Source organism: Bacillus sp. BS3(2021) (genome assembly GCF_021043345.1).
Taxonomy (GTDB): Bacteria; Bacillota; Bacilli; order Bacillales; family Bacillaceae; genus Bacillus; species Bacillus paralicheniformis.
This window is the reverse complement of sequence record NZ_JAJNDM010000013.1, coordinates 1-19,374: the sequence shown is the minus strand read 5'-3', so window position 1 is coordinate 19,374 and position 19,374 is coordinate 1. Positions and strand designations below refer to the sequence as shown.

Annotated in this window: 22 protein-coding genes, 1 rRNA gene and 2 other annotated features; all 23 genes read right to left on the bottom strand. The window is 45.0% G+C overall.

Going from position 1 to position 19,374, the window contains the following annotated elements; genetic code table 11:
* Positions 1-501: a 50S ribosomal protein L10 gene (rplJ, locus tag LQ247_RS20790; RefSeq protein WP_003178304.1), complete on the bottom strand. Its 501-nt coding sequence runs from the start codon at positions 499-501 to the stop codon at positions 1-3.
* A gap of 69 nt (positions 502-570) precedes the next feature.
* Positions 571-712 (bottom strand) — a sequence feature (ribosomal protein L10 leader region).
* A 50-nt stretch (positions 713-762) separates the two neighbouring features.
* Complete coding sequence (gene rplA / locus LQ247_RS20785) at positions 763-1,461, bottom strand: 50S ribosomal protein L1 (protein ID WP_020449850.1); 699 nt, start codon at positions 1,459-1,461, stop codon at positions 763-765.
* Positions 1,462-1,562: 101 nt separating this feature from the next.
* Positions 1,563-1,988, bottom strand: a complete 426-nt coding sequence (gene rplK, locus LQ247_RS20780) for a 50S ribosomal protein L11 (RefSeq protein WP_003178300.1) — start codon at positions 1,986-1,988, stop codon at positions 1,563-1,565.
* 169 nt (positions 1,989-2,157) lie between these two features.
* A complete protein-coding gene (gene nusG / locus LQ247_RS20775) occupies positions 2,158-2,691 on the bottom strand; it encodes a transcription termination/antitermination protein NusG (protein ID WP_003178298.1) in 534 nt (177 codons plus the stop codon).
* A 176-nt stretch (positions 2,692-2,867) separates the two neighbouring features.
* On the bottom strand, positions 2,868-3,047 hold the full coding sequence (gene secE, locus LQ247_RS20770) for a preprotein translocase subunit SecE (RefSeq protein ID WP_003178291.1): 180 nt from the start codon (positions 3,045-3,047) through the stop codon (positions 2,868-2,870).
* 35 nt (positions 3,048-3,082) lie between these two features.
* The gene (gene rpmG, locus LQ247_RS20765) at positions 3,083-3,232 is read right to left on the bottom strand and encodes a 50S ribosomal protein L33 (protein WP_020449849.1); all 150 of its coding nucleotides are present in this window, start codon (positions 3,230-3,232) and stop codon (positions 3,083-3,085) included.
* Between the two features lie 83 nt (positions 3,233-3,315).
* Complete coding sequence (sigH, locus tag LQ247_RS20760) at positions 3,316-3,987, bottom strand: RNA polymerase sporulation sigma factor SigH (protein WP_003178288.1); 672 nt, start codon at positions 3,985-3,987, stop codon at positions 3,316-3,318.
* Between the two features lie 63 nt (positions 3,988-4,050).
* Positions 4,051-4,563: a ribosome-dependent mRNA decay endonuclease Rae1/YacP gene (gene rae1 / locus LQ247_RS20755; protein WP_020449848.1), complete on the bottom strand. Its 513-nt coding sequence runs from the start codon at positions 4,561-4,563 to the stop codon at positions 4,051-4,053.
* 5 nt (positions 4,564-4,568) lie between these two features.
* Positions 4,569-5,318: a 23S rRNA (guanosine(2251)-2'-O)-methyltransferase RlmB gene (gene rlmB / locus LQ247_RS20750; RefSeq protein ID WP_023855918.1), complete on the bottom strand. Its 750-nt coding sequence runs from the start codon at positions 5,316-5,318 to the stop codon at positions 4,569-4,571.
* Positions 5,315-5,731, bottom strand: a complete 417-nt coding sequence (locus LQ247_RS20745; RefSeq protein WP_026578984.1) for a Mini-ribonuclease 3 — start codon at positions 5,729-5,731, stop codon at positions 5,315-5,317. The genes rlmB and LQ247_RS20745 overlap by 4 nt, the downstream gene beginning before the upstream one ends.
* Positions 5,732-5,733: 2 nt before the next feature.
* Positions 5,734-7,137, bottom strand: coding sequence for a cysteine--tRNA ligase (gene cysS, locus LQ247_RS20740; protein ID WP_035337469.1), 1,404 nt, complete (start codon positions 7,135-7,137; stop codon positions 5,734-5,736).
* Positions 7,134-7,784 (bottom strand): serine O-acetyltransferase, encoded by a 651-nt coding sequence (gene cysE, locus LQ247_RS20735; protein ID WP_020449844.1) that lies wholly within the window; start codon positions 7,782-7,784, stop codon positions 7,134-7,136. Before cysE ends, cysS begins: the two co-directional genes overlap by 4 nt.
* Positions 7,785-7,858: 74 nt before the next feature.
* Positions 7,859-8,089 (bottom strand) — a binding site (T-box leader).
* Positions 8,090-9,547, bottom strand: a complete 1,458-nt coding sequence (gene gltX / locus LQ247_RS20730; RefSeq protein ID WP_023855922.1) for a glutamate--tRNA ligase — start codon at positions 9,545-9,547, stop codon at positions 8,090-8,092.
* 81 nt (positions 9,548-9,628) lie between these two features.
* Positions 9,629-10,105 carry a 2-C-methyl-D-erythritol 2,4-cyclodiphosphate synthase gene (ispF, locus tag LQ247_RS20725; protein ID WP_020449842.1) on the bottom strand — a complete coding sequence of 159 codons (477 nt, stop codon included), beginning with the start codon at positions 10,103-10,105 and terminating at the stop codon, positions 9,629-9,631.
* Positions 10,098-10,793 (bottom strand): 2-C-methyl-D-erythritol 4-phosphate cytidylyltransferase, encoded by a 696-nt coding sequence (gene ispD / locus LQ247_RS20720; protein ID WP_020449841.1) that lies wholly within the window; start codon positions 10,791-10,793, stop codon positions 10,098-10,100. Before ispD ends, ispF begins: the two co-directional genes overlap by 8 nt.
* A 16-nt stretch (positions 10,794-10,809) precedes the next feature.
* Complete coding sequence (locus LQ247_RS20715) at positions 10,810-11,898, bottom strand: PIN/TRAM domain-containing protein (RefSeq protein WP_009330350.1); 1,089 nt, start codon at positions 11,896-11,898, stop codon at positions 10,810-10,812.
* A 131-nt stretch (positions 11,899-12,029) separates the two neighbouring features.
* Entirely contained in the window at positions 12,030-13,106 is a 1,077-nt protein-coding gene (gene disA / locus LQ247_RS20710) for a DNA integrity scanning diadenylate cyclase DisA (RefSeq protein ID WP_020449840.1), read from the bottom strand.
* A 3-nt stretch (positions 13,107-13,109) separates the two neighbouring features.
* A complete protein-coding gene (gene radA / locus LQ247_RS20705; protein ID WP_020449839.1) occupies positions 13,110-14,489 on the bottom strand; it encodes a DNA repair protein RadA in 1,380 nt (459 codons plus the stop codon).
* Between the two features lie 79 nt (positions 14,490-14,568).
* Complete coding sequence (gene clpC, locus LQ247_RS20700; RefSeq protein ID WP_020449838.1) at positions 14,569-17,001, bottom strand: ATP-dependent protease ATP-binding subunit ClpC; 2,433 nt, start codon at positions 16,999-17,001, stop codon at positions 14,569-14,571.
* On the bottom strand, positions 16,998-18,089 hold the full coding sequence (locus tag LQ247_RS20695; protein WP_023855926.1) for a protein arginine kinase: 1,092 nt from the start codon (positions 18,087-18,089) through the stop codon (positions 16,998-17,000). The genes clpC and LQ247_RS20695 overlap by 4 nt, the downstream gene beginning before the upstream one ends.
* The gene (locus LQ247_RS20690) at positions 18,089-18,643 is read right to left on the bottom strand and encodes a UvrB/UvrC motif-containing protein (protein ID WP_003178271.1); all 555 of its coding nucleotides are present in this window, start codon (positions 18,641-18,643) and stop codon (positions 18,089-18,091) included. Before LQ247_RS20690 ends, LQ247_RS20695 begins: the two co-directional genes overlap by 1 nt.
* Positions 18,644-18,657: 14 nt before the next feature.
* Positions 18,658-19,122 (bottom strand): CtsR family transcriptional regulator, encoded by a 465-nt coding sequence (locus LQ247_RS20685; RefSeq protein WP_020449835.1) that lies wholly within the window; start codon positions 19,120-19,122, stop codon positions 18,658-18,660.
* A gap of 175 nt (positions 19,123-19,297) precedes the next feature.
* Positions 19,298-19,374 (bottom strand): 5S ribosomal RNA (gene rrf, locus LQ247_RS22375); the annotation flags it as partial.

The window sequence follows — 19,374 nt, the reverse complement described above, 5'->3', positions numbered from 1 at the left end:
TTAAGCGCCTTGTTCTTCCTTTTGTTCTGCAACAGCTTTAGTTGCAAGAGCAAGGTTGCGAACTGGAGCTTGAAGTACGCTAAGCAACATAGAAAGCAAGCCTTCGCGAGATGGAAGTTCAGCAAGAGCTTTCACTTCTTCAACTGTAGATACTTTGCCTTCGATTACGCCCGCTTTGATTTCAAGAGCTTCGTGCTTTTTAGCAAACTCGTTAAGAACTTTAGCTGGAGCGACAACATCTTCAGTACTGAATGCAATCGCATTCGGTCCTGTTAAGAAATCGTTCAAACCATCAAGTTCAGCTTGTTCAACCGCACGGCGAGTCATCGTGTTTTTGTACACTTTGAACTCAACGTTAGCTTCGCGAAGCTGTTTACGAAGTTCTGTTACTTCAGCTACGTTAAGGCCGCGATAGTCAACGATGATCGTTGATTTACTTTCTTTCAGTTTAGAAGTAATTTCTTCAACAACAACTTTTTTTGTTTCAATTGCGCTGCTCATGGTTACACCTCCTGTAAGATTCATCTGTGTAACACTTATACCGTTCGGTGATCACGTTCTTTAACGACATGTTCCATATAAAAAGCCTCCATTCGACATGGAGGCTGTATATACAAGCATACGTAACGCTAGAGCTGTGATATATATACACCTCGGTAGGAGATTAAGCCTTATCGGCACCTACTGTCTACGGTATAAATGGACATATTTTATTTTTACAACGTTTTGAATTATATCAGAACGTCTTATCAAAAGTCAATATTATTTTACGTTGAAAGTTGAAGGGTCCACTTTGATTCCAGGTCCCATTGTAGATGTAACAGAAACGTTTTTCACGTATACACCTTTAGCAGCAGCAGGTTTCGCTTTCAAAATTGTGTCGTACATTGTCGCGAAGTTTTCTACAAGCTTGCCTTCTTCGAATGACACTTTTCCGATTGGAACGTGGATGTTTCCTGCTTTATCAACGCGGTATTCAACTTTACCAGCTTTGATTTCGTTGACTGCTTTTTCAACTTCGAAAGTAACCGTTCCTGTTTTAGGGTTTGGCATAAGACCTTTTGGTCCAAGCACGCGTCCGATTTTACCGACTTCACCCATCATATCAGGAGTCGCAACGATTACATCAAAATCAAACCAGCCTTGCTGAATTTTGTTGATGTAATCAGAATCGCCTACGTAGTCTGCACCAGCAGCTTCTGCTTCTTTCGCTTTTTCGCCCTTAGCGAAAACAAGAACGCGCTGAGTTTTGCCTGTTCCGTTTGGAAGTACAACTGCACCGCGGATTTGCTGGTCGTTTTTACGAGGGTCAACACCTAAACGGAATGCCGCTTCAACAGTGGCATCGAATTTAGCTGTGTTTGTTTTTTTCACAAGCTCGATCGCTTCGTTTACGTCGTAAGCTTTTGTACGCTCTACAAGCTTGGCAGCTTCGACGTATTTTTTACCTTTTTTAGCCATTTTAAAATTTCCTCCTTAGTGGTTTTAGCGGAATAACCTCCCACGAATAAGGGTTGCGAACTTGTCTGATCCAAACTCGCAACCCAGCAAAGAGACAAAAATTAGTCTTCGATCACAATACCCATACTGCGGGCAGTTCCTTCAACCATACGCATAGCCGCTTCAACATCTGCCGCATTTAAGTCAGGCATTTTTGTTTCGGCGATTTCACGTACTTTATCGCGTTTAACGGTTGCGACTTTATTACGGTTAGGCTCACCAGAACCTGACTCAATTCCAGCCGCTTTTTTAAGCAATACAGCAGCAGGCGGAGTTTTTGTGATAAATGTAAATGAACGGTCTTCGTAAACCGAAATTTCTACAGGAATGATCAGACCAGCTTGGTCAGATGTACGAGCGTTAAACTCCTTACAGAATCCCATGATGTTAACACCGGCTTGACCCAATGCAGGACCAACTGGCGGAGCTGGATTCGCTTTTCCAGCAGGAATTTGCAATTTTACAACTTTAACTACTTTTTTAGCCACGAGACACACCTCCTTAAGTCCGTGATGTGGTAATAGGGTGAACCCTCCCACTCAAGGTCTCATTCTTTATATGAATGATGAAAATATCAAGCTAGCTGCCTTGACCTTTTTGCCAAGACGCACCTTTGTATATTATCACTTTTATATAGTGATTTCAAGCGCTTTTCCATTACAATTTGTCAACTTGAGTAAATTCGAGCTCAACCGGGGTCTCTCTTCCGAACATATTAACGAATACTTTGACTTTATTTTTGTCGTGGTCGATCTCTTCGATCGTCCCTGTGAAATCAGCAAACGGGCCGTCGATCACCTTGACGGTTTCTTTTAATTCAAAGTCGATTTCTGTTTTTCTTTCTTCAAGCCCCATCCGCTTCAGAATTTTTTCCGCTTCGCCCGGAAGCAGCGCAGTCGGCTTTGAACCTGATCCGGCTGAACCGACAAACCCGGTCACGCCAGGCGTATTTCGAACAACATACCAGGAATCATCCGTCATGACTAGTTCGACAAGTACATACCCAGGGAATACTTTCTTTTTAACGACTTTTTTCTTGCCGTTTTTAATATCGGTTTCTTCCTCTTCAGGTACAACGACGCGGAATATCTTATCCTGCATCCCCATCGATTCCACCCGTTTTTCCAAATTCGCCTTTACTTTATTTTCATAGCCGGAATACGTATGAACCACATACCATTTCTTTTCCATTCTCATTCAGGACCCTTTCAGTCCTTCCCTCCCCACACCTTAAAAGTTTTTGGCCGTACCGGGAAACTGACACTTTCTTTTATACGAGCCTCATATTTTGAAACAATGAAAAAACCCGTTAAACGGGTTTTTTGGCAAGTCATATTTAGATCTATTATAACACGTTATGCTGATCATTATTCAACTATTAAACGAATTAATTGCGTAATACCCGAATCGATGAGTGCAAAAAAGATAGCGAAAAAGATAACGGTGGTGATAACAGTGATCGTATAGCGCGTTAGTTCTTTTCCTTTAGGCCAGGTGACCTTTTTCATTTCTTTTCCGACATTCTTTAAAAATTTGATAATACCCATGGTAAGAAACCTCCACAACCTAAAAACAAAAACGCCTATTTTGTTTCCAGATGTACTGTATGTGAATTGCAGTTATTGCAGTATTTCTTTACTTCGAGCCGTTCAGCCAAAGCTGCGGAGCTTTTCATTGTCGTATAATTACGACTTCCGCAATTTTTGCAGGCTAACGTTACTTTTTTCTTCATGTTTACACCTTTTTCTGGACGATCATTTTCCTAAGTAACATATCACAGTCATAAAATGACTGTCAATATGCCATAAGCATTGGCTACAAGCTGATTTCGCGGAGCTCCAGGTACTTTTCAAGCTTTCTTTTGACACGCTGGAGCGCATTATCGATCGATTTTACATGGCGGTTTAGTTCTTCGGATATTTCCTGATAGGATCTTCCGTCGAGATAGAGCGCAAGAACTTTTCTTTCTAAATCACTAAGCAATTCTCCCATTTTCAGCTCGATATCATCGAATTCTTCCTGATTGATGATCAGCTCTTCAGGATTCATGACCTTGGCTCCGGAAATCACATCGAGAAGCGTCCGGTCTGATTCCTCGTCATAAATGGGCTTGTCCAGCGACACATAAGAATTGAGCGGAATATGTTTCTGGCGAGTAGCTGTTTTGATAGCGGTAATAATTTGGCGGGTAATGCATAATTCTGCAAAAGCTTTGAATGAAGTCAGCTTGTCCTCTCTAAAATCACGGATAGATTTGTAGAGTCCAATCATGCCTTCCTGAACGATATCTTCCCGATCAGCCCCGATTAAGAAGTAGGATCTTGCTTTTGCCCTTACAAAATTACGGTACTTTGTAATCAAGTAATCTAACGCATCACTGTCTCCGACATGAACCATTTCAATGACCTGCTCGTCTTCCAACTGGCAAAAACGTTCTTTGCTGAACTGTTCTTTGCTGAATTTTCCCTGGTTGTTTTGTAAGTTCACTCCGATCCCCCCGACCGCACGTAGATAGAAATATTATACAGTAATGGACAAAAAAGCGTCAACCTAATCCAAGTCGCCACGCCGCCATTTTTCGAAGATCTTCAAGACGTCTTCTGACAATGGAATTTTCCCCGCGGGACGTTCTGAGGTGATTTGTTTCACCCTTTTTTCGATTTGCCTTTCGATCGCTTCGACTTCCCTGAGCAGCTCCCTGGCTGATTTGCGCAGGGCCCCTTGGCCGAAAATCGCCCATTGCTCTGTGTAGTCGGATGTGGCAACATGGAGTTGCGTCTGAATATTATTCAAGTCTGACACCAGTTTCTCGATCCGTTCATCAGCCGTTTCATTTTCCCTTGTGAATATCACTTCTACGCGATGATTGACCTTCTTTTTCTCGATTCCTTTAACGAGATGCGCATCAAAGACAACGATTACCCGGAACCCAGTATACGATTGATATTCCGCCATCTTCTGTATCAACAGATCCCTTGCTTCTTCAAAACTGTTTTCTTTTAAATCTTTCAACTGAGGCCATGCCCCAATCATGTTATAACCGTCGACCAACAGGATGTCCATTCCGTCTATTCTCCCAGAGGGCTTCGTTTCCGGTACACTTCATACATCAGGAGGCCGGCTGCGACTGAGGCGTTCAGGGACGTAACTTTTCCCGCCATCGGCAGGCGGATGAGAAAATCACATTTCTCTTTTACAAGCCTTCCCATGCCTTTTCCTTCGCTGCCGATGACAAGCGCAAGCGGCATATTTCCGTCAAGCGACCTGTAGTCCTGTTTTCCAGACGCATCGGTACCGACTACCCAAATGCCCCGTTGCTTCATTTCTTCCAGGGTTCGCGACAGGTTGGTCACTTTGACGACCGGAATATGTTCGATGGCTCCTGTCGAGGCTTTGGCGACAGTCGTCGTAAGGCCGACCGCGCGCCTCTTCGGGATGATGATACCATGAGCCCCTACCGCGTCTGCGGTGCGCATAATAGAGCCCAGATTGTGCGGATCCTCAATCTCGTCTAAAACGAGGATAAACGGCTGTTCATTTCTGTCTTCGGCCTTTTGAAAAAGATCATCCAGTTCGGCATACTCGTAAGCCGCGACCTGAGCGACGACGCCTTGATGCTGTCCGGAAACCATTTGATCGAGTTTTTTTCTTGGGACATAATGAATCGTGATGCCTTTTTTGGCGGCAAGTTCAACGACTTGCTGAGCCTGTCCCTTCACTGTGTTTTCCGCCATCCACAGCTTATACAATTCCCGGCCTGACTTTAATGTTTCGATGACCGCGTTTTTTCCTATGACGTAATCATGCTGCTCACTCATTTGACTTCCTCCCTGCCATCCCGTTTTTCCAGTGCTGCTTTGATGAGTTCATTAAGCCTATCTTCCCTGTTCTCAAGAAAAAGATACCCGATGACCGCCTCAAAAGCCGTACTGTAACGATATGTTTGAACATCCGTATTTTTCGGTACCGTTCCGGATTTGGCATTCCGTCCTCTTCTCAGCACAGCCTGTTCTTCCTCGGTGAAAAATTCCTGCTCCTCTAGCGCAAACAGCATGCTTGCCTGCGACTTGGCAGAGACATAGCGCCTCGACTGCCTGTGCAGATCATTGGGCCTTGTCCTGCCTTGCTTTAAGAGGTGATGCCTGACGTATACCTCTAATACGGCATCACCCATGTAAGCAAGCGCCAAACCATTCAGCTGTTTGGCGTCTTTAATGGTTTCCAAATTCATGTTTACGATTCTCCTCTTTTCCAGCGTGTACCCTGTGGAGTGTCCTCCAGGATAATGTTCATGCTTTTCAGCTGGTCGCGAATCTGGTCAGATGTTGCGAAGTCACGGTTTCTGCGGGCTTCATTCCGCTTCTCGATCAGTTCTTCAATGTCCTTATCCAAAAGTTCCTGTTCCTTGAGGGAGAAGCCGAGAACTGAGCAGATCTCGTCAAACAGCTGTAGAAATGCCTGAATGACATGTTCTGAAGTATTCTTTTCCTGCAGATAGTAGTTGGCGTGTTTGGCCAGATCAAACAGGACGGAAATTGCATTCGCTGTATTAAAATCATCATCCATTGCCGTTTCAAAGGCTTTTCGCTGCTCTTCAATTTTTCCAAGCCATTCTGAATCGCCCTCTGTTAAATTTGTACTGCTTTTCAGGCGATACTGCAAATTGCTATAAGCTGTTTTTAGACGCCCAAAAGCATTTTTTGTGTTTTCAAGAAGTTCGACCGAATAGTTGATCGGATGTCTGTAATGAACAGACAGCATGAAAAACCGCAGCACTTGGGGATCATGCTCTTTAATAATGTCATGCACAAGCACAAAGTTACCGAGCGATTTTGACATTTTCTCATTATCGATATTAATGTAGCCGTTATGAAGCCAATATTTCGCGAAAGGCTTCCCTGTCAATGCCTCCGATTGGGCAATTTCGTTTTCGTGATGCGGGAAGGTCAAATCCTGGCCGCCGGCGTGAATGTCGATCGAATCGCCCAAATATTTTTTCGCCATCGCAGAGCACTCGATATGCCAGCCGGGACGGCCTTTTCCCCAAGGGCTATCCCAGGAGATTTCGTTATCTTTCGCCGCTTTCCATAATGCGAAATCGAGCGCATCTTCTTTTTTCTCGCCCACTTGAATCCGGGCGCCTGATCTCAGCTCATCGACTGATTGATGCGACAGCTTTCCATAACCTTCAAACGATCTTGTTTTATAATAAACATCCCCGTCTGCCTCATAAGCATAGCCCTTATCGATCAGCGTTCGAATAAAATCGATGATTTCATCCATGTTTTCAGTGACGCGCGGATGGCAATCCGCTTTTGTGCAGCCCAGTGAACCGACATCTTCGAAGTACGCCTTAATAAAGCGTTCGGCGATGACCGGCACTTCCTCTCCAAGCTCATTTGCCGCTTTAATTAATTTGTCATCGACATCTGTAAAATTGGAGACGTATTGGACGTCATAGCCTTTATACTCCAAATACTTTCTGACCGTGTCATAGACGATCGCCGGCCTCGCGTTTCCGATGTGGATGTAGTTATATACGGTCGGCCCGCACACATACATTTTGACCTTGCCTTCTTCAAGAGGCACAAACGGCTCTTTTTTTCGTGTGAGAGTATTATACAGTGTTAGTGTCACAGCTCATCTTCCCTTTCTTTTCTCCGGAGCTCTTGTTTCAGCTGCCTGATTTCGTTTTCCAATTCTCTGAAGCGGTCAGCCACCGGATCCGGCAAGTCCTGGTGGTTCAAGTCGCGTCTGATTTTCTTTCCGTTTTGTACGACGACGCGGCCCGGGATGCCGACAACGGTGGAGCATTCAGGCACATCATGCAGGACGACGGAGCCGGCGCCGATTTTCGCCCCTCTTCCGATTGTAATGGATCCAAGCACTTTTGCCCCTGTTGAGATCAGGGCATGATCCTCGATTGTCGGATGCCTTTTGCCTTTTTCTTTTCCAGTTCCTCCTAGCGTTACGCCCTGAAAAACCGTGACATTGTTTCCGATCTCACAGGTTTCGCCGATCACAACCCCCATGCCGTGATCGATGAAAAACCTCCTGCCGATCTTGGCACCCGGGTGAATTTCGATTCCTGTAAAGAAGCGGGCGATTTGAGAGATCGTTCTGGCGATGAAAAACCTTTTTCTTTTATATAAAGCATGTGCAATTCGATGCGCCCATATAGCATGCAAACCTGAATAAGTTAAGATGACTTCAATGTAGCTTCTCGCAGCTGGATCTTGATCAAATACGACGTCTACATCTTCTTTCAGCATTTTAAAGAACACATGATTCCCCCCGTTCCCCGCTTCCTTTGTCTCTATCTATTGTCAAACCATATAAAAAAACGCCTCTGTCTAATGACAGAGACGCTTTTTGACGCGCGGTTCCACTCTGTTTAGAAAACAGCACAGCTGTTTTCTCAACTCTCATCCATAACGGCGGATACCGCCTTTGAATACTTGTGTAAAAACGTTCTTCAAAGGTCTCAAGAGGTGCATTTCTAAAGCCCGGCGCTTAAGTCTTTTCCAGCCGATGAAGACTCTCTCTTTAAAGGCCCTGGCTTTATACTTATCCCTGTCAACGATTTATCTTATTGAATAATGTTATTCAGCCGTTTTAAAACGGTGTCTTTCCCCAATAATTCAATGGACTGAGGCAGTTCAGGACCGTGGGTCTGGCCTGTCGTCGCTACGCGGATCGGCATAAACAGCTTTTTCCCTTTATGTCCTGTTTCTTTTTGAACGGCTTTGATGGATGCCTTGATCTCATCTGCCGTAAACGAGTCAAGCTGCTCAAGCTTTTCGGCAAATACGCGAAGCACTTCCGGAACCTGCTCTTCTTCTAAAACTGTTCTTGCTTCACGATTATACTGGATATCGTCTTTAAAGAACAACTCTGTTAACTCGACGATTTCAGCGCCGTAGCTCAACTGTTCCTGATATAGAGAAATCAGCTTGCGAACCCATTCCTGTTCGCTGCCAGTTAGCTCTTCTGAAACCTTGCCCGCTTTTTGCAAATGCGGAACGGTCAATTCGATCACCTGATCAAGATCAAGTTTTTTCACATACTGGTTGTTGACCCATTTCAGTTTATGCGTATCAAACACCGCTGGTGATTTTGACAAACGGTGTACATCAAATATCTCAATAAACTGTTCTTTTGTAAACAGTTCTTCTTCTCCGACCGGCGACCAGCCGAGAAGAGTGATGAAGTTAAACAATGCTTCCGGCAAATAGCCGAGCTCTTCGTACTGTTCGATAAACTGAATGATGGACTCATCCCGTTTGCTCAGTTTTTTACGGTTTTCATTGACGATTAATGTCATATGTCCAAATGCCGGGATGTCCCAGCCAAGGGCGTTGTAAATCATGATCTGCTTCGGCGTATTGGAAATGTGGTCTTCGCCGCGCAGGACATGCGTCATTTTCATTAAATAGTCATCGACAGCTACGGCAAAGTTGTAAGTAGGCGTTCCGTCTTTCTTCACGATAACGAAGTCGCCGATGCCGTCTGTTTCAAAAGAAATTTCTCCTTTGACGATGTCATTGAAGCTGATGACTTCTCCTTGAGGGACTTTAAAGCGGATGCTCGGCTGTCTTCCTTCAGCTTCGAGCTTTTCCTGCTCTTCTTTAGTTAAATTGCGGCACTTGCCTGAGTAGCGCGGCATTTCTCCGCGGGCAGCCTGTTCCTCGCGCTCTTTCTCAAGCTCTTCTTCCGTGCAGTAACATTTGTAGGCAAGCCCTTTTTCAAGAAGCTCCTCGTAATATGTTTTGTAAATGTCGTTTCTTTCGGATTGGCGGTATGGTCCGTATTCTCCGCCGACATCCACGCTTTCATCCCAGTCGATGCCCAGCCATTTTAAATAGTTCAGCTGGCTTTGCTCTCCACCTTCAATGTTACGCTTCCGGTCCGTATCTTCAATGCGGATGATGAATTTTCCGCCTTGGCTCCGGGCAAACAAATAATTAAAGAGAGCGGTTCTGGCATTTCCGATATGTAAATGGCCTGTTGGGCTCGGCGCATAACGAACCCGAACTTCGTTTCCCATCTGTCTAACTTCCTTTCGTCTCTAACAGAGTTCAAATTTATTTCCTATTCTATCATCAAATGAACCTGTCTTCAAAATGAATTATACCTTTTGGAGCAGAACGGAAGCCTGAGCGGCGATTCCTTCGGCTCTTCCCGTAAATCCAAGCTTTTCGGTTGTGGTCGCTTTTACGTTAATTTGGGACATTTCCGCCTCAAGCCCTTCGGCAATTCTGGCTCTCATGTCTTCGATATACGGCGCCATTTTAGGCTTTTGGGCGATGATTGTACAATCCAGGTTCCCGAGCGTATAGCCTTTTTCCTTCACAATCATCCAGACGTGACGAAGGAGTTTGAAGGAGTCGGCATCTTTGAACTCAGGGTCGGTATCCGGAAAGTGTTTTCCGATATCGCCCTCGCCGACGGCGCCGAGACATGCATCCGCAATCGTGTGCAAAAGCACATCGGCATCCGAATGTCCGAGCAGGCCTTTTTCGTAAGGAATCGTAATTCCCCCGATAATGAGCGGCCTGCCTTCCACTAGTTGATGGACGTCAAATCCTTGGCCTATTCTAAACATGTTCATTCCTCTTTTCCGCTTCTAATATCGCTTCTGCGACAAGCAAGTCATCCGGGGTCGTCAGTTTGATGTTTTGATAATCCCCTTGAATGATTGCAACCGTACCTCCGGCTTCCTCGACCAGACTGGCGTCGTCCGTACCGAGGAAACCTTTTGTTTCAGCCTCAAGGTGAGCATTCATCAGAATAGAAAGACGAAAAGCTTGTGGGGTTTGAGCGGCCCACAAGCTTGAACGTTCAATCGTTCCGGCTACTTCACCGTCTTGAACGCGTTTGATCGTGTCTTTAACAGGTACGGCAACGATAGCAGCCCCCGTTTCCTTCGCTTTCTCGACAAGCTGTTCGATATATTCCCGTTTAATAAAGGGTCTTGCTCCGTCATGGACGAGGACCGTTTCCTCTTTGCCGGCCGCTTTAATACCCGCAAATACGCTTTGCTGGCGTTCTCTTCCGCCCGGAACCATCTCGATCGGAGTTGTAAAATGATAGGTTTTTAAAAGGGTGCTGAATTCACCGAATTCCTGTTCATTGATGACAAGAATGATCCTTTTGCAGGCATCATGGTTTTCAAACACCTTTAATGTATGAATAATCACAGGTATTCCTTTCGCCTCGATAAACAGTTTGTTTTTCCCGGCATTCATTCGTTTACCTTGTCCGGCGGCAGGAATGACGACTTCGTAATTCATTTTATTTCTCCCTTTTTCAAAGCGCCTTTTCCAGCAGTTTTGGCTTGGCGAATATCATTCTGCCAGCCGCTGTCTGCAGCACGCTGGTCACGAGCACGTCGATATGTTTGCCGATATAATTCCGCCCTTCTTCCACGACAATCATCGTGCCGTCGTCCAGATAAGCCACGCCCTGATTATGTTCTTTCCCGTCTTTGATGACCTGCACCTTCATTTCTTCTCCCGGAAGCACGACAGGTTTGACGGCGTTGGCAAGGTCGTTGATGTTCAATACGGCAACCTTTTGGAGCTCGCATACTTTGTTCAAATTGAAATCGTTGGTAACGACAACGCCTGAGGTCAATTTCGCCAGTTTGACAAGCTTGCTGTCGACCTCTTGAATATCTTCAAAATCGCCTTCATAAATTTCAACTTTGATATCGAGCTCTTTCTGGATCCGATTTAAAATATCCAGTCCTCTCCGTCCTCTGTTTCGTTTGAGGACGTCTGAAGAGTCGGCGATATGCTGCAGCTCCTCAAGCACAAACTGAGGAATCACAATGACGCCTTCAAGAAATCCGGTCTGACAAATATCAGCAATTCTCCCATCTATAATAACACTTGTGTCTAAAATTTTCAGCTTTTTGTCTTCTTCAGGACGCTCTTCCTCAGCAGAACCTTTTTTCTTTCTCGATGTGAAAAGTGTCAGCATTTCATCCTTTTTCTTGAAACCTACACGGAATCCGAGATAGCCGAGAAATGCGGCCAACACAATCGGAATGACCGTGCTGATCAACTGATAAGGGATGTCTTTTAACGGAATGACGTTGACGATAAGATAAGCGAGCATAAGTCCGAAGATTAATCCCAAAGAGCCGAACAATAAATCTGAGACAGGTGCTTTGATCAAGGAATCCTCAATTTGTTTCACCCAGTTGATGACATGATCCGCACACCAGATGCCCAGAAGAAAAAAGATGATAGCTCCTAAACAAGCGGACGCATACGGGTTTGTTACTAAAGGTATGTCCTGTACATTTAACAGCACAAACAATTCCGGTATGAGAAAAATACCGATAACGCCTCCCAAAATCGCAAAGAACGCTTGAACTATTCGTTTCAACATACCTTCACCTCCTTTAAAATAATCGTTTTAATTTTTATGAATGCAGCTGTTTCAACCGGAAAAAGGGAAAACAAAAAGTAAGAATAATATACCCATAAATTGCAAATTTTAATCACTTTTAGAAATTTTTCTCACAGCTGCCTGTCAGTATAATGTTTCTCCTGAAGTCTCTTTAACCCTTTCTTTATCTTTTGGGCACGAACCGCCCCAATTCCTTCCACTTCATCCAATTCTTTTACATCCGCTTCGATAATGAGCTTTAAATGGCCGAATGCTTCGACAACATTTTCTACGATCGGCATCGGGAGACGGGGGATTTTGTGAAGGAGCCTGTAGCCTCTCGGGAAAACGTATTCCTCCATATTCGTAGTTGCTGAATAGCCTAAAAGCTTAAGGAGAATCGAGTCATCCAGCAATTCGAAACTCGACATATCCTGTAGCTGCTTCAGCAGGACAAACGGGTCTTTGATTTTTTCTTTCACATAATCTTTAACGAACAGCGCCGCTTCCTGCTCCATATCAGTGATCAGTTCACTAACCTGGAGCCTGATGAGATGGCCTTCTGTTCCAAGCTCTTTAATATACATATTAATTTCGTTTTTGATTCTGAGCACCATTTCATATCGATGCAGAACAGAGATGACATCCCCAAATGTCACAAGCTCTTCAAACTCCAGCGCATTCAAATTGGAAATCGCATGGTCCAAAATGAGTTTGTATTTTTCGAGTGTCTGAATCGCCTGATTGGCTTTTGTTAAGATAAAGCCGATATCTTTGAGTATATATTTCATATTTTCCTGATAGAGCGTAATCACATTCCGCCTTTCAGAAATTGCAATGATCAGACAGCCGGTCTGCTTGGCCACACGCTCGGCCGTTCTGTGCCTCATGCCCGTCTCAGAGGATGGTATCGTCGCCTCAGGCATAAGCTGCGTATTGGCATATAGAATTTTCTGCCCTGAATCGCTGAGAATAATCGCCCCGTCCATTTTAGCCAGCTCGTACAGATGAGCCGGAGAGAAAGAAGAATTAATGTGGAACCCTCCGTCAACCACTTCTTTCACTTTATCATTGAAGCCGACCACGATTAATCCGCCTGTTTTGGCCCGAAGGACGTTTTCGATTCCCTCGCGAAGAGGTGTGCCGGGGGCGACAAACTGCAATATTTCTGAAAGATCCTGTTTCGCTCCTTTTTTGTCTTTTTCCATATATTATGATCCTCCTAATGAAGCTCGAAGGGCCTCAGCTACATTTTCAACACCGACGACTTCAATTCCTTTCGGCTTTGTCCATCCTTCCACATTTGCAGAAGGAATAATCATTCTTTTAAAACCAAGCTTCGCCGCTTCCTGCACCCTCTGTTCTATCCTTGATACTCTGCGGACTTCCCCTGTCAAGCCGACTTCGCCGATAAAACAATCCGTCGGATGAGGCGGGGTGTCTCTGAAGCTTGAGGCGATGCTCACCGCAACGGCGAGGTCGATCGCCGGCTCGTCCAGCTTGACGCCGCCGGCGACTTTTAAATAGGCGTCTTGATTTTGCAGCAGCAGCCCCACCCTTTTTTCTAAAACCGCCATCAGCAATGAGACGCGGTTATGATCAATTCCGGTTGCCATCCTGCGCGGATTTCCAAAACTCGTCGGGGAAATCAGCGCCTGAATCTCTACTAAGACCGGCCTCGTGCCTTCCATTGAAGCCACGACACTCGAGCCGGCTGCTCCAGCCGAGCGCTCTTCGAGAAAGATCTCCGACGGATTCAGCACTTCTGTCAGGCCCTCTTCCCTCATTTCAAAGATTCCCATTTCATTCGTTGATCCAAACCGGTTTTTGACGGCTCTTAAAATCCGAAATGTATGATGCCGCTCACCTTCAAAATAAAGGACGGTGTCGACCATATGTTCCAGAAGTCTCGGTCCGGCAATCGAACCTTCTTTTGTGACATGCCCGACGATAAATATCGGAATCCCTTTTGTTTTTGCAATTCTCATCAGCTCAGCGGTGCATTCCCTGACCTGGGACACGCTGCCTGGAGCAGATGTAATATCACTTTGGTAAACGGTTTGAATCGAATCAACCACCACGAATGATGGATTCATCTCTTCTATAGAAGACGTAATATACTCCATATCGGTTTCAGATAAAACGTGAAGAGTGGGACTGTTGATGCCTAGACGGTCTGCTCTCAGCTTTGTCTGCTTGACCGATTCTTCACCTGAGATGTACAGGACATTTTCTTTTGAATCAGCGAGCTGGGCAGATACTTGAAGCAGCAAGGTTGATTTCCCGATGCCGGGATCGCCTCCGATTAAAACGAGTGAACCTTTGACAATACCGTTTCCCAAGACGCGGTTGAATTCGCCCAGTTTCGTTTTAATTCGCGGCTCTTCTGTTGTTTCGATTGAAGTGAGAGGTGAAGGCTTTTGCACCGTTTGAACGGAATGTGAAAAAGCGGTTCTTCTGTTGGCGGCGGGTTTTTTTATCGTTTCTTCCACCATGGTATTCCATGTGCCGCATCCGGGGCACTTCCCCATCCACTTGGCGGATTCGTAACCGCATGAGTGACAAATGAATTTAGTCTTTGTTTTAGCCATTGATTTTTCAAAACGCTCCCTTTATAAGAAAGTGAGGCATACTGATGAACATCGTATGCCTCTTTCTTTTGTCTCTATATTAGTTCGTTTTAGCTTCGGTTTTTACGACAAATTCTCCGCCTTCTACATCCAAAACAATATGCTGGCCTTTTTCAATATGGCCTTTCAGGAGCTCTTCAGACAGCCGGTCCTCCACGTGTTTTTGGATTGCTCTTCTGAGAGGGCGCGCCCCGTATTCGAGATCCACGCCTTCATCGGCAATTTTTTCTTTAGCCGCTTCAGTCAGCTCAATTGAAAGATCCTGTTCTTTCAGACGCTTAGTTAATTGTTCTGACATGAGGGATACAATATCTTTCAAATGTTTTTTCTCCAAAGAGTGGAAGACGATAATCTCATCAATCCGGTTGATAAATTCAGGTCTGAAGGCGCGTTTTAATTCGCCCATGACTTTGTCTTTCATATCTTTATAATTCTGGGTTTCATCCTGCACATTAAACCCGACGTATTTATTTCTTCTCAGTTCGCTCGCACCGACGTTTGATGTCATGATCAAAATCGTATTTCTAAAGTCGACCGTGCGCCCTTTTGAATCAGTCAGGCGACCGTCTTCAAGCACTTGCAGCAAAATATTGAAGACATCAGGGTGCGCTTTTTCGATTTCGTCAAGCAAGACGACGGAATACGGTTTTCTTCTCACTTTTTCAGTGAGCTGTCCGCCTTCATCATAGCCGACATATCCCGGAGGGGAACCGACGAGTCTTGATGTTGAATGTTTTTCCATATACTCGGACATATCGATGCGAATCATGGCTTCTTCATCGCCGAAAATGGACTCGGCAAGTGCACGGGCAAGCTCCGTTTTTCCTACGCCTGTAGGGCCGAGGAAAATAAAAGAACCGATAGGACGTTTTGGATCTTTTAAGCCGGCACGCGCGCGTCTGACTGCTTTGGCAACCGCAACGACAGCCTCATCTTGGCCGATAACGCGTGAATGAAGAATGCTCTCCATGTTCAGTAATTTGTCTGTTTCAGTCTGCGCAATTTTCGAAACCGGCACTCCGGTCCAGCTTGAAACAACCATTGCAATATCGTCGACGGTCACTTCTGAATTTTCCTGTCCCTGCTTTTCTTTCCAGGTTTTCTTGGTTTCTTCGACCTGTTCGCGCAGGCGCTGCTCCGTATCCCGTAATGACGCTGCTTTTTCGAATTCCTGGCTTTGGACAGCGGCATCTTTTTCTTTCCTTACTTCATCAAGCTTTTGTTCAAGCTCTTTTAAGTTCGGAGGCGTTGTAAATGAACGCAGGCGAACCTTTGAACCGGCTTCATCGATTAAGTCGATCGCCTTGTCAGGCAGAAAACGGTCCGAAATATACCGGTCTGACAGCTTCACAGCCGCTTCAATCGCTTCATCCGTAATCGATACGCGGTGGTGGGCTTCATAGCGGTCTCTGAGACCTCTCAATATTTGAATGCTCTCTTCAGGAGACGGCTGGTCAACCTGAATCGGCTGAAAACGCCGTTCGAGTGCAGCATCTTTTTCAATGTATTTGCGGTATTCATCAAGGGTTGTCGCTCCGATACATTGCAGCTCTCCGCGCGCCAAAGACGGTTTAAGGATATTGGAGGCATCGATGGCCCCTTCCGCTCCCCCGGCTCCGATGAGAGTATGCAGCTCATCGATAAAGAGGATGATATTTCCCGCTTGACGAATTTCGTCCATCACTTTTTTCAGGCGGTCTTCAAATTCACCGCGGTATTTCGTACCGGCGACAACCGTTCCCATATCAAGCGTCATAACTCGCTTATCGCGGAGAATCTCCGGTACTTCGTTATTGATGATCTGCTGGGCGAGGCCTTCGGCAATCGCTGTCTTACCGACACCGGGCTCCCCAATTAACACAGGGTTGTTTTTCGTTCTGCGGCTCAGCACTTCAATTACGCGCTGAATTTCTTTGCTTCTGCCGATTACGGGGTCAAGGCTGTCTTCTTTTGCAATCGCCGTGAGATCCCTGGCAAGACTGTCTAAGGTTGGTGTGTTGGCATTGCTGTTGGCGCCTGAAGCAGCGCCACCGCTCTCATTGCTGCCCAACAGCTGCAATACTTGCTGTCTCGCTTTGTTTAAGCTGACGCCTAAATTATTCAGCACCCTTGCTGCAACACCTTCCCCTTCTCGGATTAAGCCGAGGAGGATGTGTTCAGTTCCAACGTAGGAGTGACCAAGCTTTCTTGCTTCATCCATTGCCAGTTCAGTCACTTTTTTGGCTCTCGGTGTGTAATGGATCGATTGTGACATCTCTTGCCCTCGGCCAATGAGGCTTTCAACTTCTTTTTGAATCTTGTCAGGGCTGAGTCCTAATGCCTGCAGCGCCTTTGCAGCAATCCCTTCTCCCTCGCGGACAAGGCCGAGGAGAATATGTTCTGTTCCAATGTTATTATGGCCCAGACGCAGAGCTTCTTCTTGAGCAAGCGCCAATACTTTTTGTGCTCTTTCTGTGAATCTTCCAAACATCATATCGTTTCATCCTCCTGTCTATTGCCGTTGTTTTCTAATTTCAGACGCTCCCTGATAAGAGCAGCCCGCCTGATGTCCCTCTCGTTTGGCCTTAAGACTCCTCCTGAATATTGCTGGAGAAATCCAGGCTGCGTGAGGATCATCAGCTCATTAAGTATATTGCTGGAAAGACCTTTTATTATCCCCAGGTCAATTCCAAGACGAACGTCTGAAAGACATCTTGCTGTTTCTTTCGATTCGATCATCCGGCAATTGGACAGTACGCCGTAAGATCTGTAGACGCGGTCTTCAAGCTCGATTTGCGAAGTCTGATAAAGCGCCTTTCTTGCTGAACGCTCTTGTTCGATCAACTGAGCAACGACGCTGTTCAGATCTTCGACAATGTCGTGTTCCGATTTACCGAGGGTAATTTGGTTGGAAATTTGAAAGATATTCCCTAATGCTTCGCTGCCTTCACCGTAAATTCCTCTAACAACAAGCCCCAATTGATTAATTGCCGGAATAATTCTGTTTATTTGCCTAGTTAACACTAAAGCAGGAAGGTGCATCATGACAGAAGCTCTAAGCCCGGTTCCGACATTTGTAGGACAGCTGGTCAAGTAGCCTCTTTGTTCTGAAAAAGCATAGTCAATCCGTTCTTCAATCCAATCGTCCACCTGATTTGCTGCTTTTAATGCTTCTGAAAGCTGAAATCCCGGGAACAGACATTGAATGCGAATATGATCTTCCTCATTCAGCATAATACTCACTTCTTCATTTTCAGAAAGAAGGCATGCGCCAAAGGAAGCTTCCGTCAAATGCGGACTGATCAGATGTTTTTCTACAAGAACCCTTTTTTCCAAAGGCTGGACCTGATCCATTTTCACAAGCTCGAATTTCCCGATACCTGGCACTTCATAGCCTGTGAATTGTTCTTCAAACAATGTAATAATCGCTGAAGCCTCTTCGTTTGAAAAAAGCGTTGGAAAACGAACTTTATCCAAGTTGCGAGCAAGACGGATCCGGCTGCTAAGCACGATGTCACTTTCAGGGCCTTCCTGCCGCATCCAATTGCTTAAAGCATTCTGAATAAAATGCTGCAGTGACATCAGTCCTCCTCCTCCTTGTTTGCATTCAGGTTTTGTTCAAGCGACCTGATCTGGTCTCTAATGTTGGCTGCTTTTTCAAATTCCTCCTGCTGAATTAATTCTTTCAGCTCTTTTTTCAATGCTTCAATTTGTCTTCTTACATGCAGGTTACCGCCGATCCGCTTTGGTATTTTACCGGCATGGACCGTGTTCCCGCTGTGAACTTTCCTTAAAACCGGAGTGATATAGGAATGGAAGGTTTTATAACATTCCGAACATCCAAATCGGCCTGTTTTTCGAAATTCCGGAAATGTCATATTGCATTTTTTGCATCTCAGAACCTGGTCCGGCTGTTGAAAAAGCTGAGCCTCGCTGCTGTTAGTAAAAGACGAGTCAAAATTCAGCAGTCCGGATAACAAATTATGGATGGAAAATCCGCCACTTTCATTCATAGAATATGACTCACTGTTTTCTTTCGCACATTGTTCACAGATATGCATTTCTTTTTTTTCGCCATTAATAACTTTCGTAAAGTGAAAAGTTGCTGGTCTTTCTTTACACTCTTGACATATCACGCTTCTCACCCGCTTTACTTAAATTTAAGTGACGTAAGCATGGCTTTCATCATTCTTGCTCTTAATTCGTCTCGTTCAGGCAAATCAATATATAATACAGAACGATCCATGACACTCACCATCAATTTTGCTTCACTTTTTGTAATGACACCATTTTCTAAAAGCCTTAAAATGATATCGTCTGAAGCAGCCTGGGAGAGCCTTGTATAGATATGATTCATAATGTTGTCAATCAAATCAATTTTATCGTTCATTTTAATTTTAATAATTCGGATATAACCGCCGCCGCCTCTTTTGCTTTCGACGATGTATCCGCGCTCACTCGTAAAACGCGTATTGATCACGTAATTGATCTGAGAAGGAACACACTGAAATTTATCGGCTATTTCGCTCCGTTTAATCTCTAATATTTCTTTCCCGTTCTGTTCTAATATTTGTTTCAAATACTGTTCGATTATGTCAGAAATATTTTTCCCCACTCAGCCCCCTCCTTCACTTGACTTTGACTATATTTGACTTTAACTTTACTATAAGTGGTTTTCGCTTTTTTTTCAACTAATTGCTCTTCGTCCTTTATTATTTCCACTTTTGGCTATCGTAAAACCTTAGGGAACAAGAAAAAAGACCAGCTTATATAAGCTGGTCTTTTTAATCGCTTGGCGGCGTCCTACTCTCACAGGGGGAATCCCCCAACTACCATCGGCGCTGAAGAGCTTAACTTCCGTGTTCGG